Origin of the sequence: Treponema sp. OMZ 799 (assembly GCF_024181365.1) — a bacterium.
Lineage (GTDB): Bacteria > Spirochaetota > Spirochaetia > Treponematales > Treponemataceae > Treponema_B.
On sequence record NZ_CP051301.1, the window covers coordinates 1,247,888 to 1,270,752 of the forward strand.

The following is a 22,865-nucleotide window of genomic DNA, read 5'->3' on the forward strand; positions in this document are numbered from 1 at the left end:
GGAGAAAGATATGAAAAGTATGACGGGCTATGCCCTTACCGAAAAAAATGAACCTAATTCCTTTATAAGTTTGGAAATAAAAAGCTATAACTCAAGATACTTGGACTTAAATTTAAATTTTCCTTTTTGGCTTTCGGCGCTTGAGCCTGTCTTTAGATCCTACTTTTCTGAAAGGATAGCCCGCGGAAAGGTAGAAGTTTCGCTTCATGTAAAGGATGCGGATATAGACGTAGACATTCTCACAAATACTAAGGTTGCAAAGGCCTATGCAAAGGCTATGAGGGAGGTGGCGGAGGCTGCCGGTATACCATCCGAAATCGATATAAACCGCTTTTCAGAAAAAGACGGCGTCGTCATTATAGAAAGAAATATCGATATTCCCGCTTGGGAAAATATTCTGCTTCCCATATTTGACGAGACCTTTATAAAATACGATAAGACGAGGCTCGATGAAGGCGCCGTCTTAAAAAAAGATATTTTAAGCAATCTTGACAGAATATATGCTTCATTGAAGGTAATAAAAAAATATGCTCCGCAAATGGAAGAAATTTTTTGCCAAAATATCAAGGAAAGGTTTACCGAACTTTTAGGCAGCGAGATAAATGAACAGCGCATTATGCAGGAAGTTGCCGTGATGCTTGTTAAGTACACGATAAATGAAGAAATTGTCAGGCTTGAAGCCCATTGTAATTCTCTATCCCATGAGCTTAAAAAGAATGAGCCCATAGGTAAAAAACTCGACTTTATTTGTCAGGAAATAAACCGGGAAATAAATACCATAGGTTCAAAAAATCAGATGATTGAAATGTCTCAGTCGATTATCGAAGTAAAAGACGCTCTTGAAAACATAAGAGAACAAAGCAGGAATGTAGAGTAAGTTTTATTGGAGAAAATATGAAAAAGACGGCTTTTAAAATCCCTGAAGGAAGGGAGCTGAGGATTGCTATTTCCGGCCCTTCCGGCTGCGGAAATACTACGGTTTCTACCTTGACTGCGAAGACCTTAAATTTACCCTGCATTAACTACACCTTTAAAAACATAGCTAAGGAGCTGGGGCTTTCCTTTGATGAAGTTTTACGAAGAGCTCAAAAAGATTTTTCCTTTGATAGAACAGTAGATCAAAAACAAATCGAACTTGCAGAGGCGGGTTCTTGTGTCTTGGGATCTAGATTGGCAATTTGGCTTTTAAAATCGGCAGACTTGAAGGTCTATCTAAGGGCTTCGATAGATGTCCGCTCAAAAAGAATTCAAAAAAGAGAGGGCGGGGATTTAGAAAAAATAAAAGCCGATACAAATTTGAGGGATCTGGAAGATACCCGGCGGTATAAAGAATTGTATGGTATCGACAATACAAAATACGAAAAGGCTGATCTCATTATAGATACGGATAAGCTTGCTCCCGAGAAAATTGTGGAAAAAATATTGGATGAACTTTATGCTAGAGGGCTTTTAGTTTAAGAAGTCTGTAATAGTTTTTTTATCCTCATCGGATAAATCTACAAATTTTAAATTTAGTACACTGTCATTTGAAATTATTTTACAATTAGGAACTATAAAGCTGTGTTCTATTTTTAAGGAGCATTGATCTAAAATCATGTCAACATTTAAATTGCCTACATTGGCAGGCATATCCGGTAAAAATACCATATCGCTTTCGGTTAAGTGTTTTACTGTTCCGGTTATTATGGTTTCATTTATCGGATTTGTAAATAAAAATTGAACGCTCTTTGAAAGGTTTTTGACATTCTTATAATTATACCGGTCAAAAATCATACGCAATTCTTCAAGGATGTCCTTAAAATTATCGTTTTCCTTTATGTTTATAATACCCTGAACTCCCAAAAACATTGCCTTGTCTGCCTCGTCTGCCGAAAAATCCGGCGGAGTCAAAAGTATTACCAGAATTTCTTCCCTTGAAGTATCCCATCGGATATGCTGTGTAATAGGCTTCCAATGACGCGGAAAGTCTCTGGCATTTATTATTACCATATTCGGACTAATTTCTTCTATGTTATCCAAAGCTTTCAGGGGAGAACGGTAATGTATAAGTTCAAATTTATACTCCGAAAAGAGAGGTTGTAAATCATCAGTTGAGCGCGGTAAATCCGAAATCAATAATGCTTTCATTAAAACTCATCCTTATTCTGTTCCTAAGTTTTCGACTATATAATCATATACTGTCCATATACCGTCTTTTGAAGCTAAAAAGTACGTAAAACGTTTCTTTTCTCTAAAATTAGAGTATTCGAACCATTCTATGACCTTAACTTCAGCCTTAACGGCTGTATAACCTGTATGTTCTATCTTAAATTCTACCGGAATAACTGCAATGTCCTTGTCGACCCTTTCCTGGCTTAATTCGTGTTTGTATACTTCGATCATTTCCATTCTGCCGGCTTCAGACTCGGCCTTAAATCTTCGGCTGCGGGAAGGATCCCTCGATATCATTTTTTCCAAGTCCATGTATAGGAAAAACTGTTCCCAAAGAGATTTTTGACGGGCTGTTAAAAGGTAGCTGATTACCTGATCGGGCGGAATGGGTTTTGCCTGCAAGATTTCTCCTGAAAGGGGAGAAACGGGAAGAGAACCCAAGGCAGCTGCAGAAGGTGCAGGTTTTACCTCAAGGCTAAGCTTATTTGAAACCACGTGTAATTCCGAATTATCCGAATATCGTTTTAACTCAGGAAAAAACATGCCATTGACCAAAAAGACTCCGGGCTCATTAATTTCTATGTAGTCTTTTAGGTTTTCGATAAAGGAATAGGTTTCTCCCGGTTCCAGAGTTATCTCGCGGAAATAAATTTGGCGGTTTGTGTTGCGCTTTCTCATCCATTCTGTTGTATGGCGTAATTGCCTGTTTTTACTGTTGATAATTCCAAAATCAACGCTAAAAGATCTGTCATCTGCAAGTTTAAACCTGAGGCTTTCAGAGTTATTGTTTGTAATCGAAATTTGCACAAAAATAGGTTCGGAGGCTCCGGATCCCGGATAATAGACGCGCCTGTCGTAAAATCTTATAGAAACATCGGCCTTTGAAACAGGCTCGGTCATGTTTTGAGCGAATATAAATAAAGACTGAATAATGCAAAAAATAATTATAACTACTTTTTTCACGTCAACATCCTCCGTTTTAGATTAAGAATCTCTCAATCCATTATCGGCAATTTTTTTCTTTTTCATTAGTTTATACATTATACTCTATTGACTCAAGACTAATCAATAGAGTATACTAATCTTGGTATGCTAATGTTTATTTTAAGTTATAACAGTATATAGCTTTTTTTTAAAATTAACAATACATATCAATATAAAATAGAGGAAAATATGTCAACTTTACAAGAAAAGTCAAAAAAATTAAGCACTCTTAGGCATAGTACTGCCCATGTTATGGCTGAAGCCGTAGTCAAGCTCTTTCCCGGAACCAAGGTTGCTATAGGTCCGTCCATTGATTACGGGTTTTATTACGATTTTGAACTTCCTCGTCCGATAAATAACGATGATCTGCCTGCAATCGAAAAAGAAATGCGTAAAATTTTAAGTACACATTCAAATTTTGAAAAAGAGGTTATCAGCCGGGAAAAAGCTCTTGAAATGTTCAAAGAGCAGCCCTTTAAGATTGAACTTATAAACGGACTTGCTGCAGATGAAGAGATAAGTATCTATAAATCGGGTGAGTTTACCGACCTTTGCCGAGGCCCTCATGTTTGCTCGATGGCCGATATAAATGCTCAAAGCTTTAAGCTTATGAAGACTGCGGGAGCTTATTGGAGGGGAGATGAAACAAAACCCATGCTTACCCGTATTTACGGCACCGTTTGGGAAAAACCGAACGATTTAAAAGAGTATTTGGCCATGCTCGAAGAAGCCGAAAAAAGGGATCACCGAAAAGTAGGCAAGGCTATGGATTTATTTCATATTGATGAAGAAAATCCCGGTCAAATATTTTGGCATCCTAAGGGCTGGACCCTCTATTTAACCGTACAAAACTATGTACGAAAACGCATAAAGGAAGACGGTTACCTTGAGGTGCATACCCCCTTTGTTATGCCTCGCTCCTTGTGGGAGAGATCCGGCCATTGGTCTAAGTATAAAGAAAATATGTTTATCACCGAAAGCGAAAAGAGGCTTTTTGCCTTAAAGCCGATGAACTGTCCGGGGCACGTCGAAATATTTAAGCAGGGTATTAAAAGCTACCGCGACTTACCCCTGCGCTTAGCCGAATTCGGTTCTTGTACCCGAAACGAGCCCTCAGGTTCATTGCACGGTATTATGCGTGTCCGGGGCTTTGTTCAAGACGATGCCCATATCTTTTGTACCGAAGAGCAGATTTCTTCCGAGGTTTCAAAATTCTGTACCCTGCTAAAAAGCATGTATAAGGATTTCGGCTTTGATGAAGATAGAATTCTCGTTAAATTTTCTACCCGGCCGGAGCAGAGGGTTGGAGATGATGCAACATGGGACAGGGCAGAAAAAGCTTTGGCTGATGCCTGTATAGCTGCCGGCCTTGAATACGAGATTGCCGAGGGCGAGGGCGCCTTTTACGGGCCTAAGTTGGAGTTTACCCTGATTGATGCCCTAGGCCGCGAATGGCAGTGCGGTACCATACAGGTTGACTATCAGCTGCCTTCCGCAGAAAGACTAAATGCCGAGTACATAGGAGATGACAACAATAAACATCATCCGGTAATGCTTCATAGGGCTGTTTTAGGTTCTTTGGAAAGGTTTATAGGAATTTTGATAGAAAACTGTGCAGGCATTATGCCTGCCTGGTTGGCCCCTGTGCAGGCTGTAATTGTTCCTGTAGCTCCGGCTTTTAACGACTACGCTCAAAAGGTGCAAAAAATATTGGATGAAAAAGGCTTTAGGGTTATAGCCGATGTCGGAACAGACCGAATGAACGCAAAAATCCGAAAGCACCAAGAAGAAAAGGTAATTTATCAGCTCATTGTAGGTCAAAGCGAAATGGACAATAATTCCGTTGCCGTCAGAATGAGAAAGGGCGGACAAAAGGTTATGACTATAAATGAATTTACCTCTTTCTTACAAGAAAAAGTAGATTCTTTTGCCGTTGATGCCGAATAAGGACTGATAAAAACTTTTAAATCTAAAATATCTATCTTTTGACAGCGGGGTGTAAAACAATGCCTGCCTGAATCATTAAGCCGTCTGAGCTCTTATTTTTTAGCTTATCCCAAATGTTTGAGAGGGGCAGGTAGGTTTTCAGCTGCACTCCGGCCTTCCATCCTGACGGCAGGGTATACTCGGCCTTTATGCGTAATGAGGGGTAAATAAATCGCCCTTGCTGCCAAAAGTATCGGTTTATTTCTTTTACTTCCTCTGAGGTCTTCAATCCTTCAGTGCCGGGATCATCAGGCTTTATGCCGGGTTCAAGCAAGCCGAAGCGCATAAAAAAAGCAAGCCCTCCGCCCATGCTGATTGTCCAAGGTTTGAATTCAAGTCTTACTAAAAATGGAACATCAAGTAAAAAACTCATTGTAAGAGCCGATCTATTTTCGATTTCGCAGATATAGGCTTTTTTTTTGTAAAGACCATAGTGAAAAAGGGAAAAATCCAAGGACGGAACTATGCTGAGTGTACTGATGCCCTTGTATTCATATTCAGCCCCTAGGTTTAAGGCTGTACCCATGGGTGGGGCTGTATGTTTTTTTAGGCTTGAAAATATAATCGCCGTACCTATGTAAAAGCCGAAATCCGAGGGGGTCTTTGTTGAAATTTCAGTTTGATTAGCCTCATTTGTTTTTTCAGCTTCTTGTTTTTGTTCAGCTTCTTGAGCATAGATACTAAAACTTAAACAAATTATAAGCAATGTGGAAAAAAATAAGTTTGTTTTTTTGATCATAATTTCTCTCCGTTTTATTTTCGGTTCTGCCTATCTGTCTTCCGTTTGTTGTAAAATTTTTTCGTTTTCAAGGGTTTTAGGTATATCGCTGTAAATTTCCGGCACAAATGCAGACCTTGGTTTTACCATGTTTTGAATATTTGCATAAGCAAGGTTTATGGTTTTTGCCCGAATCATAGTTTCGGGATTTCTGTTTAGGGCATCCCAAGCCCTTGTCGATTCTCCGAACAAGGATAGCGCCCTTCCGTTTTTATTGGAATCTCCGTTTTGAACGGCTATCCTGTTTAGGACTACGGCAAGGTTATTTGAGGTGTGCATATAGTCTTCTACAAATTCGGCATGGTCAACACGGGTTTGCGGAAAAATAATACCCTTTCTTATTTTTTCGGCTTCCAATAATTCCATCAATCTTTCATAGTAAGCTTGAGCTGCAAAATAATTAGTGTATTTAAACAAAACATTTCCAAATCCGTATAATAGATTCCTGTCGTTAGGTTTTTCGCTGTAAGCCAGGGTCATAGCCTTCATCGCATCCGAATAATTTTCTTTTTGATAGTGGATGTAGCCCATCTTGTATTGAATTGAGGGGCTGTTATTTAATTCACGAACTGCATGTTCGTAAGCATCCAAGGCTTCATCATAATCTCCGGCTATAAAGTAAGAAATATCTCCATAGTTTGCATAAAGTTTCCCTACGACAGGTGAAGGATATATACCTTTTTGTGCTGTGTAGGTTTCGTATTTTGCAAGAGCTCTTGCGTATACTTCTTGAGCGTCGTTATACATTTTATCTCCGGCTATGAGTTCTCCATAAAGACGCATCGCATCTATCTGTCTTATAGTACGTTTGGGTGTCATTTTTATGCTGTCTTCATAAAGGTTTATTGCATTAGCGAGGTAGTCCTTTGCTGCTTCATTTTTTTGGTTATGCAAGAAAAACTTGCCCATATTGTAATTAGCCTCAGGACTATCAGGGCGTTTTTTTATGGATTTTTCCAACAATTCTCTAAGGTCTTCTATTTTTCCTATCAGATTTTCGGAATCTGTGGGTTTAGGCTCATATCGTTTTTCAAGAAGATAACCGCTGAGCTCAATAAGGTCTTCGTCGGGCAGTTTTTTGTTTAAAAAATGCTCTTTTAAGGGTAAAACTTCAGCCAAATTGTCTGTGCGTATAAAATAACGCATCATTCTTCCCGAAAATATGTCCTTGGCTCCGTAAAGATTGATAAGGCTTACATAGGTTTTTCTTGCATCTTCATACTTTGTTGTGTCCTCATCAGCCCAGTCCAAGTAAATATCTCCTAAGGCTAAAAGAGCATTTTGGTCGTTTATGTGATAATCCAATACGCCTCTTTTGAGAACTTTTTCGGCTTTTTCATAATTACGTAAATCGGTACTCAGCATATCGGAGTATTCTATACCGCCTTGGCGGTCATGATTAAAGTCGGATAGAAGCCTTTCATAAATTGCTTCTGCAGATAGAAACTGCTTTTTTTGACGGAAGGCATTTGCAAATCTAAAATACCATTTTCGTTTTTTCTTATAAGTTCCGGCCTCATCAAAGCGCTTGATAGCTTTTTCATATTGACCTGATTCTATACTGGTCATACCTTCCTTATAGAAGCCTTCGGCGACAACAGGTTTGTATATAAATTGCCATACAAGAACAAAAATAGAAAATATAAAGCCTAGGGCTACAGTGGTTAAAATTGCAACAGGCAAGATTTTATGTATAAAGCGGTACTTAAAACTGCGTTTTTCTCTTTCGTATTCTTCATAGGATTTTTTATCGAATCCTCTCGGAATAGGGATGGACTTATCTAAGATACCTTCTAATTTGCTTACTATCCTTTTTAGAGAAACATCGCTTACAATTAAATGAACGATTTCCATCTTGTTTAACTCGGAATCGTCCACATTGACAAGGTAATCTTCAAGTTCTATTCTTAAATTAAGAGGGAATGAAGAAATTCTTTCTATTAAGTAGTCATAATCTTCTTCGGAAATTGAAAGAGGAATCTTTCCCTCATATTCTTCTTCATCAATGGGCTTTTTTGATTCAAAAAATTTAAAATTTTTATCGGGAGAAAACTGAATAAAACTTTCCGGAACGGAAAAGTCATCCATTCCTCCCCCCATTTCAGTATTTAAAACATTATCGTCTATAGCAAAGGCTGTGTGTTCATCTATTTCGGGGATATCTATATCGGTGAATCCTGTTCCCTGGGATGAAGAATCTTCTTGTGAAAAGCCCGGCTCTTCCGAATTTGTTAAGTCTTCTCCGGGCAGGGAGTTTCCAAAGGAGGTTTCCAATGACTCCGATGAGGCTGAAAAGCTTGAAAAATCTCCTTCATCAGATTGTGAAGAAGGCAGGTCTATGCTGTCAGGTCCATCGGAGAAGGGGGAAAGATCCATGCTTTCTAGATCATCATCTTCAGAAGAAAGATCCATATCTTCAAGTTCATCGGCTTCGGAAGACAGGTCGAGACTTTCAAGCTCTCCGTCCTCACTATCAAAATCCATGCCTTCAAGCTCATCGAATTCCGGTGACATGTCTATGCTGCCGGGGTCATTGGATAGGGGAGAAAGGTCCATGCTTTCAAGGCCGGCATCACCGGATGAAAGGCTTATATTTTCAGGTTCATCTGCATCCGATAAAATATCTATGCTTTCCAATTCGCCGACATCTGATGAAAAATCTATATTTCCATCTGTATCACCTGATGAGGTTATGCCTAAATCTGCCGGTTCAAAAGATGTACTGTCGGCTTCAAGGGGCTCTATTGATTCAAGATCAGAAAAATCTTCAGTTGAAAGGTCTATTTCTTTATAAGGAGCTTCTTGTACATCATTTACTTCTTCAAGATTTGTATTATCAATATCGTTAAAAGCGTCTAAATCGGCTATGTTTTCTATGTCAGGCTTATCTGTATCGTCTGAATCCGGCTCTTGTGTAGCAAAGTCCGTATCAAAATCGGGGAAAATATCATCTGTTCCGCCGCCTTCACTTCTGGCATCTTCAACCATATCCCCAAGGCCTGAGAGTAAGGCTTCGGGCACATCAAGACCGTCATCATCTAAGCTGTCTATGTCATCCAAGGAGCCGGGGCCTTCAAGGTCCAAACCTGAAAGCATGGTGTCAAAGTCTTGGGAAACTCCATCGCTTTCATCTTTTTCTGCCGAAAAGATATCTGCCGCATCAAATTCCGAAGAATCATCCTGTCCTTGTTCAGGCGAAATTTTGTCTTCTTCTTTAAAACCTAATAATTCATCCACATTTACATCAGGAACAGGCATTTCTTTGGGTAAAGGAAGATCTTCACGCCTTTCACCCCATTTAGCCGTAATTTCGGGTTCGTTTGCTATTGTGAGAAGTTGATTCTTAAATTTTTCAAGCTCTTTTATACTAGGCATATTGAGCGGGCCTCCCCCCTTATTTTCGGCTTATTTTGATTCAACTTGATATATTATTTTATACCATAAAAGGAGTTTTTTTTCAATGAGTTTTTTGCTCTGATTTTGTTCAGAAATAAATCAATAAAGCCGACAATCTAATAGAGCTTGTTGTATGCGATAAAAGTTGATGATTAATAGGGGTGATGTGTGAATTTATCTAAAAGTTATTTACAATCCGTTTCTACGGATGAGCTTTTACAAATTGCCGATGCTCATGGTGTATTTGTGGCTGGGGGACTATGCAGGAATTTAATAATTGAAGAGCTGCTTGAAATAAATGAAGATACAGATTTATCTAATAACAAGCTTTTAAAGATCCGCAATGATGACTTGTTTTTGGATGATGAAGGGGATGACAAAGGCAATGCGGGCTTGGCTATTTCCTACAACAAGACTGAAATTCATGTGCTTCTCAGAGATCCTATGTGGGCTTTTACTTTTTGGGATTTTTATAAGCCCGAATTTTTAAATTTGACAAATGATCCCGATTTTGACTCTTTCTTTTTAAGGGTTCTTTTATTTTATGAAAATAATCTGTCGGAACCGTATGATTCTTTTGATATTGATGTTACGGAATCGGATAGGAGCAGGTATTTTTATCTTTCTTTTAATGATTCGGTAACAAGGGTAGAATTATGCTCCCGTAAAATTGAAGGAGAGATTTCCGTTTTAGCAAGGTCGAATCTTATAAGGCTTCGAAGGGAAAATATTGCTAATAACTTATGTGTTCTTGACAATGATGTAAGCTCGCCGGTATATCTTTCAGGAATTTCCGCATTAAAAAAACACCATTTTAAAAATTATCGTCAGGCCTTTAGGGTAAAAGAGGAGCCGAAAATTGAAAGATTATAAACTGATTTTTATTTTGGATGCTCATTTGCCGTATGTGCGAAATGAAGTTGAGCTGGGCCTTATAGAAGAAGAATGGCTTTTTGATGCCTTATCTTATCTTTATCTGCCTATCTTGAAAATGTGTTCTAACTTGCAAAAAGAAGATATTCCGTTTAAAATCGGTGTTGTTTTTGAACCCGCATTATGTGATATGCTTGCCGACAAGGTTTTGCAGGATAGATACCGTCAAAATGTTCAGCGCAAAATTGAGTTTGCAAAAAAAGAACTTGAACGTTTTGCAGAATGTGCAGAGACAAAAAGACTTATTCAGTACAACTTAAAACGTTTTAATGATGATAAGCGTATCTTTGAAGATTGCGGAGGAAATGTTTTAAAGCAGTTTGATTATCTTGCCCGGCAAGGCTATGTAGAATTATTGGCAACGGCTGCAACTAATTCTTTTTTGCCTTTCTTTTTAAACATGCCGGAAGCTATTGCCGCACAGATAGAAATGGGGCAGATAAACTACCGAAAGCATTTCAGCGCTGTTCCTTCAGGCTTTTGGATTCCTTCAATGGCTTATTTTGACGGTTTGGATGATATTATAAGAAGCTACGGTTATGATTATACTGTTGTTTCTTCGGAAGGTTTTTTACTTTCGGATAAGGTTCCGCCTGCCGGCGTTTTTTCGGCAGCAGCTTCAAAAAACGGATTAAAATTTTTAGCCTGTGATCTTTCCGCTTGTAATTCCCTTTATGATGAGCCCGGCGGTTTTCCTCAAAATAAGGTTTATATTGATGTCGAAAATGATGTCGGCTTTAAACTATCCGAAGAGTATTTAGCTCCCGTATTCGATACTTCAAAGGGCAGAAGGGCAATAGGTTTCCGTTATTGGTCAAGGGAGGAAGAAGAGACTCCTTATGATATACAAAAAGCTCATGCTCAAATTTGGGCAGATGCCGAAGCCTATGTTAACTCCCGTGCAGAAGCCTTAACGGCTGTTAAAGAAACCGGGGTTTGTGAATCCCCTTTTTCTCTCTTGATTATATCATCCGATTTTTTCGGTAAAAAATGGTGCGAGGGGCTGATATGGCTTGAGCGGGTTTTTAGGCTGATACATGATAATAAAAACCTCGAAACTATTTTGCCCTCCGGTGCTGCCAATTTGTCTAAGCAGCTTTATACTATTAAACCATTTTTTTCTTCTTTCCTGAGGTCAGGTTATGCGGATGAACTTTTGACAAAACAAAATGACTGGATGTATAGATATATAATCAAGATTACGGAAAGGATGATAGATTTGGTTGAAATGTTTCCTGCTGATGGAAGTTTGAAAGAGCGTGTTTTAAATGCTGCAGCACGAGAGGTTCTTCTTTTACAATCTTTATATTGGCCTCTTTATGCAAATGATTCCCAGTTCAAAGATTTTGCCGAAAGGCGCTTTGTAGAACATGTCAATTCTTTTACGGCAGCCTACGAGGCTCTTGGAGCCGATTCACCGGATGCAAAATGGCTTTCTTCGCGTGAAACGAAATATCCTGTTTTTAAAGATATAAATTACCGTATTTTCAGCCGTAAAAAATAAACGCGGCAGCCTAAAACTTGAAGATGAAAAATGTGCATGGACGCACATTTTTCCATCGGTCTTGAACAAAACTTTGTAAATGTATAAAATATTCTTATGAGAGCGACAAAGGCTATTATCCATTTGGATAACTTACAATATAACATTAAAGAAATAAAAAAGCGGCTTAACAAGGATGTAAAGATTTGTCTTCCGGTTAAGGCCGATGCCTACGGACATGGAGCTGTCCGGACGGCTGTTGCGGCAATAAGGGCAGGCGTTTCTCATCTTGCTGTTGCTTCTATTCAAGAAGCTGTGGAGTTAAGGGATGCCGGTATCGTAGCTCCGATTATTTCTTTAAGCCTTCCCGTACTTGAAGAAATTCCTGAGATGCTAAAATACGATATTGAACCCTTGGTTATAGATGAAGAGTTTATAAATGATCTAAACCGTTTTGCAAAAAAACTAAATAAAAAGGCCGGAGTTCATCTTAAAATAGATACCGGAATGCGCAGGATAGGCTGTTCCCCTATGGAGGCCGTTAAACTTGCAGTTCAGATAGACCGTGCCGAAAATCTTGAGCTTAAAGGCGTTTGTACTCATTTTGCCGTTTCGGATTCTACCGATGATGAAAATATTAAATTTACAAAAAAACAGATTTCGGTTTTTAAGGACTCAATAAAAGAAATAAAAAAAGCAAGGATAAATCCCGGATTGGTTCATGCTGCAAACTCCGGGGCTGTTCTTCAATATCCCGAAGCCCAATTCGATATGGTGCGTCCGGGAATCTTGGTTTACGGTTATGCACCTTCTCAGGCTTTAAATTCTTTGATAGACTTAAAGCCCGTTATGGAGCTTGTTACTCAAGTTGTTCTTATCAAAAAAATTGAAAAGAACACAAGCGTTTCTTATGACAGGTGCTGGACAGCCGAAAAAGAAACATTTGTTGCAACCCTTCCAATAGGTTATGCTGACGGCCTTATGCGCTCCCTGACAGGTTTAAGGGTAAGAATAGGAAAAGACTTTTTTCCGATTATCGGACGAATCTGCATGGATCAATGTATGATAGATATAGGTGCTTCTCCATGGGTTCAAAGATGGGATGAGGTTTGTATCTTCGGCCCCGGTTCAAAAGAGCATCCTAAAAACAATACGGCTCAAGATCTTGCAAAGATTGCAGGAACAATTCCCTATGAGTTGACATGCGATATAAATAAAAGAGTGCCGCGTGTTTATATTGATGAGACCATACAATGAGCTTCCGATATTTTTAGAAGCTCCCAATAAATATTTACAAGGCCGGTGTCTATGATCGTAAAGCGTGCGGAAGTTTTAGGTTATTGTGCAGGTGTAAGAAAGGCCGTTGAAGCTGTTCTCAAAGAAGCAAAAGAAAATGCTCAAAATAAATTGAGGCTTTATACATTCGGTCCGTTGATTCATAATCCGCCTACAATGCGGCTATTAAAACAAATGGGTGTTGAAACTATTGATGCCGAAAAATTTACGGGGGATGAAAATTATAAAGATTCCGTTATCGTAATAAGGGCTCATGGTGTTCCTCCTCTAAAAAAAGAGGAACTTCAAAAAAGCGGGGCTAGGATTATAGATGCTACTTGTTCCAGAGTGAAGGCAAGTCAGGGGCTTGCACAAAAACATGCGGAAGATTCTTTTGTTATTTTGGCAGGCGATAAAAATCACGGAGAGCTTATAAGTATTGCAGGATTTGCAAAAGGTAAATGCTTAATTGTGCACAATGCAAAAGAAGCTGGAAGCATAGAATTCCCTCCTCTTTTAAAAGAAAGGGGAAGGGCCGTTTTAATTGCTCAAACTACAATTAAGGATTCGGAGTATGAGGCAATAGCTTCGGCTCTAAAAAAGAGAATAGCCGATTTAAAAGTTTTTAATACTATATGTCCTGCAACTTCCGACAGACAGGCTGCCTTAAAAAAATTAGCGCATGAGGTTGATGCCGTTTTGGTAATAGGCGGAAAAAATTCCGCAAATACAAAAAGACTTTACCAAACGGCTATAGAAGAAAATAAACCTGCATGGCTCATTGAAGATGCTTCCGAAATCCCCGAAGAAATTTTTTCTTATTCTGTAGTCGGCTTAACTGCAGGAGCTTCAACCCCCGATTTTATAATCGATGAGGTAGAAAAAAAACTACTGGATTTTCAAAAATAAGCCTTCAAGAGGTTTTAAATTTATTTTTGTACCGTCAGCAAGTTTAAAGCTTTCTTCCGTTTCGGTTCTATTATAAGCTATAATTCCTTTTTGATAAATCTTATAGGCAATTCCTTCTTTTATTTTTACCATTCCTGAAACAGCTTTGCCTAAATCGGTTTTATAAAAATCATAGTACTCATGTTCATGATCGCTTGATTCTGTGTCTCCATTATTGTCCGCATATAAAAAGTATCCGTTATCGGGAATTACACAAGCCATGGCCGCAAAAAGTTTTGCGTACTTAATGTTTTTTTTGCTTACTCTGTCTTCTATATAATTACCTTCAGTAATCTTCCATGTTTCAAAGGCTATGAGTTTAGGCCATTGCAGGGCCTGATTCCAATATAGCAAGACTTTTTCCATTTTTTCGATAGACATTTCGGGATTATCTTTATTGTAAAGAGCATAGCCCTTATTTAATTCGGGCTTCCAAAGTTCCATAAAAGCACCTGAAAGATATTTTGATGTAGGATCGTTTATAGTCCAATTTACATTTCCCATTAAAATAAAATCGTTCCCAACCTTTTCCCTGATTGATTTTAATATATTTAAACGCGCCTTTTGAACTCGTTCTTTGTTTCTTCCATTCCCGGCTTCATCGCTCCACCAGTCGAAGATAAGACCGTCAAAACCTGTATTTTTATAACTTAAAGCTTTTTTTCCCAATAAGTTATGCCACTCTTCTTTTTCAAAGTTGAGAACAAAGGTTTTAGGGTATTCGGAATTTTCGTGGGGTTTGAAAACTTCATCAAGGTAAAAGGGTGAAGTTTTAGGAAGAACATCGTAATCGGGATACCGGCAATTCCATTGAGGGGAAATCAGGTAGATGGTGTTTTTGTCTTTTTGCATTCTGTAACTTTCATTGGAAGATAACTCCGTTTTGATCGATTCAATTTCTTTAGGAATCCCTATGCTTGTCCATATTAAACTGTATGGATTTTGCTCGGTATCGCAGTCATCAATGGTTTCTTTAGTGCCCCATGCATTAAATACAGGGATCGTAGGTTTATTTTCAATCTTTGTTTTTATGCTTTCATGGGAAACGTCTATTTTAAAGATTGAAGAGCCTACATCCAGAGATGCAATTATTTTTCCGCTTGAGCTTTCTTTTATGCTTATATTATCAATAGCAAGAGAACCTCTTTGTATTATATTCCACGATATCTTATAATCGTCATAGTTTTTTAATCTTCTTTTAAAGCTGATTTTCTTTTTTTCTCCGTTTTCATCATTAAATTCCAGATTAGGCATCCAGTTGTTTTCTTTTGCTGCTTTTTCCGAATAAAAGGTTACTTCAAATCCCTTATCCGCTTTTTCTAGAATTTTATAGGTAAAAGAAACTTCGTATTCTTCATTTGGTTTTAAAGGTATATTTGTTGACAGGACTTCACTGTATGTTTTTGCGCCGTGGTAAGAGCCTTTAAGAACATAGGAGCCGGATACTGATTCGCCTGGATTCAAAGATAAAGAACCTGCTTCTTCTATAAAAAATAAATCGGTATCTAATACTAATCTTGTGTCCTCTTCCGCATTATTATGTGAGACTTTTGTTTCCAAGTTGTATTGACGGCAGGCACATGCAGATATAAGAATAAGGATACTTAAAAAAATAAAATTTGTTTTTTTCATATTTTCTCCATAAAATTATCTAATCGAGTACATATGTATTATACGATTCTTTAGAGTCAATCTCTAGAGCATTTATTAATGGAAAAGCATAATAATCGGTATCATCTATTTCAAAACAAATTTGTTCATAATAAGTTAATAAATTATTGATTATAACTTGAAAATAGTTTAGATAAATACCGATGTCTTCAATAGTTTTCCCTCCAAGGTAACCGATTTCAGGAAAGTCTTCCATATAGACTATCATGTAGGCTAGGATTCCATTATTAAAAACCAAACATGAGGATTTTTCTTTATCACAATCGGCTAAAAGCTCTTTTGAAAATTCTTTTATGCTTATGTCTGCATTTAAGGGATTTATGTTTTTATGTGTATCGGCATAATTAAAATAAAAAATATTTTTAAAATTTTCTTTTTCGGCTGCATTTAATTTTATAAGAGATTTTATCTGCATGTTTTTAAATTCATTGGAAGATTCTTTTGACAAAAACATATTTTGAGATTCTTTTTTTAAATCGAAACTGTATGACCTTCTGATTAAAGTAAAGCCTTCTTTAATTAAAAATTGAATAAGCCCTTTTTTTTCGGAAGAACACATAACCTGAAATCTTTTTTTATCGGATTTTTCTTTTAGAGCTTTTAAAAGAATTCTTCCTAATCCCATATTCCTGTAATCTTCATCGATATAGACATTTATATAATCCCTGTATGGGTGGAAATAATTTGTATAAAGACTGCCTGCGCCGATTATTTTTTCTTTATCGAATAAGCCTATTAGTTTTCCCTTTAGGTTAAGATTTGCTTTTTTAAGAAAGTCTTTAACTTCTTTTTGTGAAATAATTATATCGGTGAGGATGATTGAATCTATGCTCATTATTAAAGAACCTCTTCAATTGTGCAATTTAATATTCTATCGAGCGTTTTATCTTTTTCGGAATAATCTATTTCTTTTTTTTGCCAAATTTGAAAATAAAGCTCCCGTAAAAAGCTTAAAATTGCAAAGGCTTTTATTTGTAAAAATGCCTTATTTTTACTTTCGCCTATTTCGGAAAAATATGCGTTTAAAACTTCTTTTGCTTCATCGGTAATATTATACCATTCTTTTTTATTTAAGCCTAAAATATTTATATGCTCAAACTGGTATAAATTTAAACCGGAAGTAATATGTTCGCTGTCTATTATTTTTAAATCGCCTTTTTCGGTTTTAAACATATTTCCGGTATTCATATCTTCAAGGATAATGCAGCCTAAACTTGAGTTTAGATTTTCAATATTTTTTTTAATAATTTTTTTATCGTGTTTGCCATTGTATATTTCGAGATAGGGTAGGGCTTCAGCATTTATCATATCTTCGATTGAAGGATAAGTTTTACCGTCCAAGTACATAGAGGAAAAAGAGCTTGAAGATTTATTTTTTAAATTTAAGTATGCAAGTTTTTTAAAAAATTCTTTTATCAAATGTCTATCGGTTTTGATAGGCTGAATCCCTTTAAGCCATTCGCTTATAAAAATATAGTAATTTTCCGTTTCAATAGTATTTTTATATTTTAAAATCAAGTTTTCACTGTCATTTAAAGCATTTAAATATTTAAGTGAATTTCTAATGCTCTCCGATTTTTGCCGTATTTTTACCGCAAAAAAATCATTGTTCCCTGTTATTCCTTTAAATAAGTCCGGATAAGTATGCCCTTCCATGAGCACATATTCAATGTTTTGAAATTCATTTTGTTTAAGCTGTGAATTGAGGATAGTTTTAATTGCATCAGGTGTAATATTTTCTTTCATTTGTTAAAAATAGTCTACATGCTTTTTATAATAAGGCTCTCCGATTTTAGCGGATAACTTAACCATGTATGCAGCTCCTGTTTTATTTATAAGTTCTTCAAAATCGGATACCCTTTTTTCGGGTATAAACCGACTTATAGTTTTCGACGTTTCGTCTACTACTGCCCTTGCAATGCATATTTCCTTATTTTGGAAGATGTGTGCTTTCCCGGAGCTTACAGTGTGTGTGCATACATATTTAGGTCTCCTTGAAAGCTTGCACTTAATTTCTTTTCCAATATTTCTCCACCATCTATTCTTTTAATGGTTTTATAATTTAAGTGTTTATACATATTATATGCAATTGTATTACTTAAAAGTACGTGAAGTCTTATTTTATTATAACCTAAATTGATAATTTCTTTTTCAAGCAGTATCATGGTTTGTTTTCCATAACCTTTATTTTTATATTTTTCATCTATGTTTATATCCATCACAAAAGGAAATGTTGCTTTATTATGTGTAATTATAAAATACCAAAGATAGCCTATTTTTTGACTGTTGTTTTTAATAATATATAGATTGTGATTCTTTGTTTTTATGCCTTCTGTCAATATGTTGTTAAGTTCTTTTTCTGCTAGATCAATAGCTGTTAATGCTTTTGCTTTTTTAGTTTGAATAAGAGCTTCGGCTAGATTTTTAATCATATTCTGTTTTATAAGCTTATAAGAGTTCTCATTTATTTTTTCTAATAAGATCATAGAGTGAGCTCCTTTAAGAGTATTTTAATTATATTTTGATAAAAATTCAAGGGAGCAGATACCGTGTAACCGGCTATTTTTATTTATTACAGATTACACGGGTTTATAAAAATTATTTGGTTAATTTTTTCAGTTCTGAAAGTTCTTGGAAACAAAATAGACCCTTTAAATTCATAAAATTTACTGTTCGTGAAAATTTCTCTTGACGATTTTCCTAAAATTGAGTAAATTCTATCTTATATCTTACTTTAAGTATATTATGGTATTTTGTAACTAAATATCAAATTAAGCCTTTAATATAAAGCATTTATTATGCCGAAAATTATAGCAATCAAACAAGGTCAGGAGTTATTTTATGAAGTGTAAATATTGCGGAAAAGAAGTTAGGCCTGTAGGACCGAACTTGGAAAGTGACGATAACGGATATAAGTGTCCTGCGAGCGTGTCAAAAAAACATGTTATCATAGCTGACGGTTCGCATTGTATTCACTGCGGCCGTGAGACAAAAACTTTAGGAGACAGAGTTGTAACCAGCTACGGTATACGCTGTTCGGCTTCTCCTTCAGGAAGACATGCATTACAGTAAGTTAAAAAAATAGACTTACCGTCTAAAAGGCTTAACGTTTTGAATTAAAGCGCTAGGCCTTTAGTTTTTTATAACGGTTTCATATTTCAAATAGTTTTTGCTTATTCCTATAATACCTATCCATAAATTATCGCAAAATACACATGTTTTTTTCTTCTCTGAAGCTGAGCCGTTGGTATTTTTGAAAACTTCTTCATCGTTTAAAAACCAATTGGTTTTCATTTTTTTCCCGTTATAAAAATCGTTTAGATACCTTCTATCCAAAAAGATTTGAGGTAATCTTAGGCTTTCTGCCGTTTTAGGCGAGAATGAAAAAGCCTTTGCCTCTATTTCTGAAATTTCAATCTCTTTCGGTTTGTAGAAAACCGGCTTATCATCCATATTGCAAAAACTCTCATGAGGTGCTGCAGAAAAATCATCTAATAGAGAAAAACCTGCAGCCTCTTCAAGCTTAAAGCTTCCAACGGCAGTTCTCCGCAAGGCCGAGACATAGGCACAGGAGTGAGCTTTTTTTGCCATGTCCCTTACAAGGGAGCGTATGTAGGTTCCCTTTGAACATTCCACGCTTATATGGGTATATTTTATCTTTGTATCGGCATTTATGTTTAAAAAATCACTTTCTGTAAATTCCAAACCGCCATCGGTAATTATTTTTTTTAAATTTAGCTTAAAAATTTCTATTTTCCGCGATGCAATTTCTATCTTTTCTCCGCTGCGTATTCTGTCGGAAGCCCGCTTTCCGTTTATCTTTATTGCAGAAAATTCGGGCGGTCTTTGGAGTATTTTGCCTAAAAAAGAGGGGATTGCTTCCGTTAAATTTTTATAAGAGGGAAGGGGAGCCTCGGCGATAATCTCGCCCTCAGGATCGAGGGTATCCGTTTCTATTCCGAATTCCATCCATGCTTCATAGGCCTTTTTTTCGGCCGAAATTATATCGGCAAGGCGGGTTAATTGCCCTGTAAGAAGAACCAAAAGGCCGTCTGCAAAAAGATCCAAGGTTCCTGTGTGGCCTACCTTTTTTGTCGAAAGGGCTTTTTTTACGGCCGACATTGAGGCAAAGCTGGTTAATCCCGCCTGCTTTGCAAACGGGACTATCAGGTTTTTATTTTGTTCCATTTTTAAGATAGGTCTTCATCAGGCTCGGTAAAATATTCAAGGCTTTCAAGTTTGTTTACCATGTCGATTCCTTCCTTTATACTCTTATCGAATATAAAGCTGAGTTCGGGGCACTGCCTTATGTGAAGTTTTTTTGCAAGGCTGGTTCTTATAAAGCCCGATGCATTTTCCAAGCCGCGGACACCCTGCTTTGTCTTATGTTCATCCAAAAAGCTTGAAACATAGACCTTAGCATAGGCAAGGTCGCCTGAAACAATTACCCTGTTAACCGAAAGAAGAGAAGAAACTCTCGGATCTTTTATTTTGCCCGAGCAGATAAGGCTTGAGATTTCTTCCCTTATCTGCTCTCCTAATCTGGCAAGCCTAAACTCACTCATTGGTTTCGGTTCCTTCTTCTTTGATTTCGGGCGCCTTGTAGTGTTCGCTGTCGCTCAACTTTCGGGCAACCTGAATCATCTCGATAATTTCTAATTGGTCATCGACCTGTATATCGTTAAAGTCTTCGATGCCGATACCGCATTCAAAGCCTGCTGCAACTTCTTTTGCATCGTCCTTGAACCTCTTCAATGAAGAAAGTTTTCCCGAGTGAACGACTATGCCTTCACGGATAACGTGTACTGCACAGTTTCTCTTTACGACGCCTTCAAGAACATAACAGCCGGCAATCTTTCCGATTTTGGGAACCTTAAAGGTATTTCTAACTTCAACCATACCGATAACCTGTTCTTTAATATCGGGCGAAAGCATTCCTTCCATGGCCATCTGAATTTCTTCAACAGCCTTGTAGATAACGGTGTATTTTCGTATGTCGACCTTTTCCTGATCGGCCAAAAGTTTGGCCTGAGGAGTGGGGCGTACGTTAAATCCTATAATAAGAGCGTTCGAGTCCGCTGCTGCAAGCATAACATCGGAGTCATTGATTGCACCTGCCGAAGCGTGTATTACGTTGAGCCTTATTTCTGGCGTAGAAAGTTTTTCCAAGGATTGCTTTAAGGCTTCTACCGAACCTTGAACGTCTCCCTTGATGATAACCTTGAGCTCCAATATTTCGCCGTCATGGATTGTTTCATAGAGGTTATCGAGGGTAACCTTCTTAACGTTCCTTGAATCTTCAAATCTTTTGAGTTCCTGCCTCTTATCCGAAATCTGGCGGGCAATGCGTTCCGAATCGGTAACTTGGAAGGGATCTCCTGCATTGGGCATACCTTCAAGACCGAGAATTTCAACAGGCATACTGGGGGTCGCTTCGTCGATTTTTTCTCCCCTGTCATTGAAAATGGCTCTTACACGGCCCGAATAAATACCTGCAACATAAGGATCTCCCGTTCTCAAGGTTCCGCGCTGAACGATAATTGTTGCAACGACGCCTCTTCCGTGGTCAATGCGGGATTCTATAACCTTTCCTTCCGCATTGCATGTATAGTTGGCCTTAAGCTCAAGCACCTCGGCTTGAAGGAGGATTGTATCAAGGAGGTTATCCAATCCCAATTTTTTTAGAGCCGAGATTTCGACAAACATGGTGTCTCCGCCCCATTCTTCGGGCATAAGACCCAATTCGGAAAGGCGGGTTTTTACCTTGTCTACATTTGCCTCAGGTTTATCGACCTTGTTTACTGCAACTATTATAGGAACCTTTGCATCGCGTGCGTGGTTGATGGCTTCGATTGTTTGGGGCATAACGCCGTCATCGGCAGCAACTACCAAAACAACTATATCGGTAATTTCCGCTCCTCGTGCACGCATCATGGTAAAGGCTTCGTGACCGGGAGTATCGAGGAAGGTAATTTTTCCTCCGTGGGTGTTTACCGTATAAGCACCTATGTGCTGGGTAATTCCTCCGAACTCTCCTGCTATAACGTTGGAGCTTCGGATTGCGTCAAGGGTCTTAGTCTTACCGTGGTCAACGTGTCCCATTATGGTTACAACGGGCGGCCTCGGGTTCAGTTCCGATAAATCGTCTTCCTTGCTTTCGATAACCGTTTCATCATAGAGGCTTACAATCTTGACATCGCATTCATATTCCGATGCAAGAATGGTGGCCGTGTCGGCATCGATGGACTGATTCATGGTAACCATCATTCCCATGCCCATGAGTTTTCCGATAAGCTCGGAAGCCTTTAGGTTCATCTTCTTGGCCAATTCGGAAACGGAAATCGATTCCATTATCTCGATCTGTTTAGGAATATTATGAATTTTTTCTTTTTGCTTTTTCTTTTGATTTAAGAGGCGTTCTTCAAAAAATTCGTCTTCCTTGTTTTTCTTGTTATATATTTCTTTTTTGGCCTTGTGGGCTTTTTTATTTGTTTGAGCCTTGTTTTTTTCGACAGGAATAGGGGCCGGAGCTGCTCCGGGCCTTGGGCCGCCGAAGCCGGGCCTGTTTTGAGGCCTGTCGCCTGTTCGTCCCTGCTGTCCGCCTTGACCTGTTCTAAAGCCCTGCTTTTTTCCGTCCGAGTAGGCACGGGCTTGGGCTCCCGAAAAATTGCTTTCACGTCTGCGCCCTTGTCCGGTTTGGCCTTGACCCTGACCTCCGGGTCTTTGAGGGCGGTTACCTTGGCTGCGGTTATTTCTTCGGCCTGAGTCTGCAAGGTTACCGGCTTTTACATTAGGCCGTTTGCTTGCAAAATCTATCGATTCTATCGAAGAAGCTGCCGGCTTTTTTCTTTCAGGCTGTTTTTCTTCCCTTTTTACCGAATCCGGTTTTACGGAATCGGAACTTCGCTTTTCATTTTGTGCGGAAGGCTGATCGCTCCTCTTATCTTCAGCGCTAGGTGGAGCCTTCTTTGTTTCATCAAGCCTTTCATCCGGTTTTCTTTCTTTTGCAGAGGTATCTACAGGTTTTGAGCTCTGGGGCGAAACCTTTTTAACGGAAATAACCTGTTTTCCGGATGTTTTACCGCCTGAAGATTCTTCGGAAGATTCAGGCTTCTTGGATTTTCCTGTCGAAGTTTTTGAAACCTTTACAACGACCTTTTTTTTAGAGTCTGTTTTTACGGACTCAGGCTTAGCTTCTGCTGCTTTACCGCTTTTTTTGTTGAGAATTACATCAGGTTTATTTGTGTTTTCTATATCCAT

At 38.0% G+C, this 22,865-nt stretch carries 19 protein-coding genes; 8 read left to right on the plus strand and 11 right to left on the minus strand.

Annotated features, from left to right (window positions below):
- The first annotated feature begins 10 nt into the window (after nucleotides 1–10).
- Together E4O04_RS05605 and cmk are read left to right on the plus strand one after the other, a co-directional pair.
- Nucleotides 11–877, plus strand: coding sequence for a YicC/YloC family endoribonuclease (locus E4O04_RS05605; RefSeq protein ID WP_253710468.1), 867 nt, complete (start codon nucleotides 11–13; stop codon nucleotides 875–877).
- Nucleotides 878–894: 17 nt separating this feature from the next.
- The gene (gene cmk / locus E4O04_RS05610) at nucleotides 895–1,458 is read left to right on the plus strand and encodes a (d)CMP kinase (RefSeq protein WP_253684942.1); all 564 of its coding nucleotides are present in this window, start codon (nucleotides 895–897) and stop codon (nucleotides 1,456–1,458) included.
- On the opposite strand, the gene E4O04_RS05615 is transcribed toward cmk, so the two are convergent.
- Both E4O04_RS05615 and E4O04_RS05620 read right to left on the minus strand, forming a co-directional pair.
- On the minus strand, nucleotides 1,450–2,127 hold the full coding sequence (locus E4O04_RS05615; RefSeq protein WP_253684941.1) for a hypothetical protein: 678 nt from the start codon (nucleotides 2,125–2,127) through the stop codon (nucleotides 1,450–1,452). The two genes, cmk and E4O04_RS05615, sit on opposite strands and share 9 nt — an antisense overlap.
- 12 nt (nucleotides 2,128–2,139) lie before the next feature.
- A complete protein-coding gene (locus E4O04_RS05620; RefSeq protein WP_253684940.1) occupies nucleotides 2,140–3,114 on the minus strand; it encodes a hypothetical protein in 975 nt (324 codons plus the stop codon).
- A 210-nt stretch (nucleotides 3,115–3,324) separates the two neighbouring features.
- On the opposite strand from E4O04_RS05620, the gene thrS reads away from it, so the two are divergent.
- On the plus strand, nucleotides 3,325–5,082 hold the full coding sequence (gene thrS, locus E4O04_RS05625) for a threonine--tRNA ligase (protein ID WP_253710470.1): 1,758 nt from the start codon (nucleotides 3,325–3,327) through the stop codon (nucleotides 5,080–5,082).
- Nucleotides 5,083–5,113: 31 nt separating this feature from the next.
- On the opposite strand, the gene E4O04_RS05630 is transcribed toward thrS, so the two are convergent.
- A complete protein-coding gene (locus tag E4O04_RS05630) occupies nucleotides 5,114–5,860 on the minus strand; it encodes a hypothetical protein (RefSeq protein WP_253684938.1) in 747 nt (248 codons plus the stop codon).
- A 30-nt stretch (nucleotides 5,861–5,890) separates the two neighbouring features.
- Nucleotides 5,891–9,274 (minus strand): periplasmic flagellar collar protein FlcA, encoded by a 3,384-nt coding sequence (gene flcA, locus E4O04_RS05635; RefSeq protein WP_253710472.1) that lies wholly within the window; start codon nucleotides 9,272–9,274, stop codon nucleotides 5,891–5,893.
- A gap of 189 nt (nucleotides 9,275–9,463) precedes the next feature.
- Here flcA and E4O04_RS05640 point away from each other — a divergent pair, with 189 nt between their 5' ends.
- The 4 genes from E4O04_RS05640 (at nucleotide 9,464) to ispH (ending at nucleotide 13,895) form a co-directional block, all read left to right on the plus strand.
- On the plus strand, nucleotides 9,464–10,168 hold the full coding sequence (locus E4O04_RS05640) for a DUF4912 domain-containing protein (RefSeq protein ID WP_253710473.1): 705 nt from the start codon (nucleotides 9,464–9,466) through the stop codon (nucleotides 10,166–10,168).
- On the plus strand, nucleotides 10,155–11,732 hold the full coding sequence (locus tag E4O04_RS05645) for a glycoside hydrolase family 57 protein (protein WP_253710475.1): 1,578 nt from the start codon (nucleotides 10,155–10,157) through the stop codon (nucleotides 11,730–11,732). Before E4O04_RS05640 ends, E4O04_RS05645 begins: the two co-directional genes overlap by 14 nt.
- A 96-nt stretch (nucleotides 11,733–11,828) precedes the next feature.
- A complete protein-coding gene (gene alr / locus E4O04_RS05650; RefSeq protein WP_253710477.1) occupies nucleotides 11,829–12,968 on the plus strand; it encodes an alanine racemase in 1,140 nt (379 codons plus the stop codon).
- Nucleotides 12,969–13,019: 51 nt separating this feature from the next.
- Nucleotides 13,020–13,895: a 4-hydroxy-3-methylbut-2-enyl diphosphate reductase gene (gene ispH, locus E4O04_RS05655; RefSeq protein WP_253710479.1), complete on the plus strand. Its 876-nt coding sequence runs from the start codon at nucleotides 13,020–13,022 to the stop codon at nucleotides 13,893–13,895.
- Here ispH and E4O04_RS05660 read toward each other — a convergent pair.
- The 4 genes from E4O04_RS05660 to E4O04_RS05675 form a co-directional block, all read right to left on the minus strand.
- Nucleotides 13,875–15,566: a putative glycoside hydrolase gene (locus tag E4O04_RS05660; protein ID WP_253710480.1), complete on the minus strand. Its 1,692-nt coding sequence runs from the start codon at nucleotides 15,564–15,566 to the stop codon at nucleotides 13,875–13,877. The genes ispH and E4O04_RS05660 overlap by 21 nt on opposite strands.
- Nucleotides 15,567–15,585: 19 nt before the next feature.
- Nucleotides 15,586–16,440, minus strand: coding sequence for a GNAT family N-acetyltransferase (locus E4O04_RS05665; protein WP_253710482.1), 855 nt, complete (start codon nucleotides 16,438–16,440; stop codon nucleotides 15,586–15,588).
- Between the two features lie 2 nt (nucleotides 16,441–16,442).
- Nucleotides 16,443–17,351, minus strand: a complete 909-nt coding sequence (locus E4O04_RS05670; RefSeq protein WP_253710484.1) for a hypothetical protein — start codon at nucleotides 17,349–17,351, stop codon at nucleotides 16,443–16,445.
- Between the two features lie 215 nt (nucleotides 17,352–17,566).
- Nucleotides 17,567–18,091, minus strand: a complete 525-nt coding sequence (locus E4O04_RS05675) for a GNAT family N-acetyltransferase (protein WP_253684929.1) — start codon at nucleotides 18,089–18,091, stop codon at nucleotides 17,567–17,569.
- A gap of 355 nt (nucleotides 18,092–18,446) precedes the next feature.
- On the opposite strand from E4O04_RS05675, the gene E4O04_RS05680 reads away from it, so the two are divergent.
- Entirely contained in the window at nucleotides 18,447–18,677 is a 231-nt protein-coding gene (locus E4O04_RS05680; RefSeq protein WP_253684928.1) for a hypothetical protein, read from the plus strand.
- A gap of 60 nt (nucleotides 18,678–18,737) precedes the next feature.
- Here E4O04_RS05680 and truB read toward each other — a convergent pair whose 3' ends face one another.
- From truB to infB, 3 genes are read right to left on the minus strand one after another with little or no spacing between them, the layout of a single operon-like run.
- Nucleotides 18,738–19,793 carry a tRNA pseudouridine(55) synthase TruB gene (gene truB / locus E4O04_RS05685; protein WP_253684927.1) on the minus strand — a complete coding sequence of 352 codons (1,056 nt, stop codon included), beginning with the start codon at nucleotides 19,791–19,793 and terminating at the stop codon, nucleotides 18,738–18,740.
- Nucleotides 19,794–19,795: 2 nt separating this feature from the next.
- The gene (gene rbfA, locus E4O04_RS05690) at nucleotides 19,796–20,170 is read right to left on the minus strand and encodes a 30S ribosome-binding factor RbfA (protein ID WP_253684926.1); all 375 of its coding nucleotides are present in this window, start codon (nucleotides 20,168–20,170) and stop codon (nucleotides 19,796–19,798) included.
- On the minus strand, nucleotides 20,163–22,865 hold the full coding sequence (gene infB / locus E4O04_RS05695) for a translation initiation factor IF-2 (protein WP_253710486.1): 2,703 nt from the start codon (nucleotides 22,863–22,865) through the stop codon (nucleotides 20,163–20,165). Before infB ends, rbfA begins: the two co-directional genes overlap by 8 nt.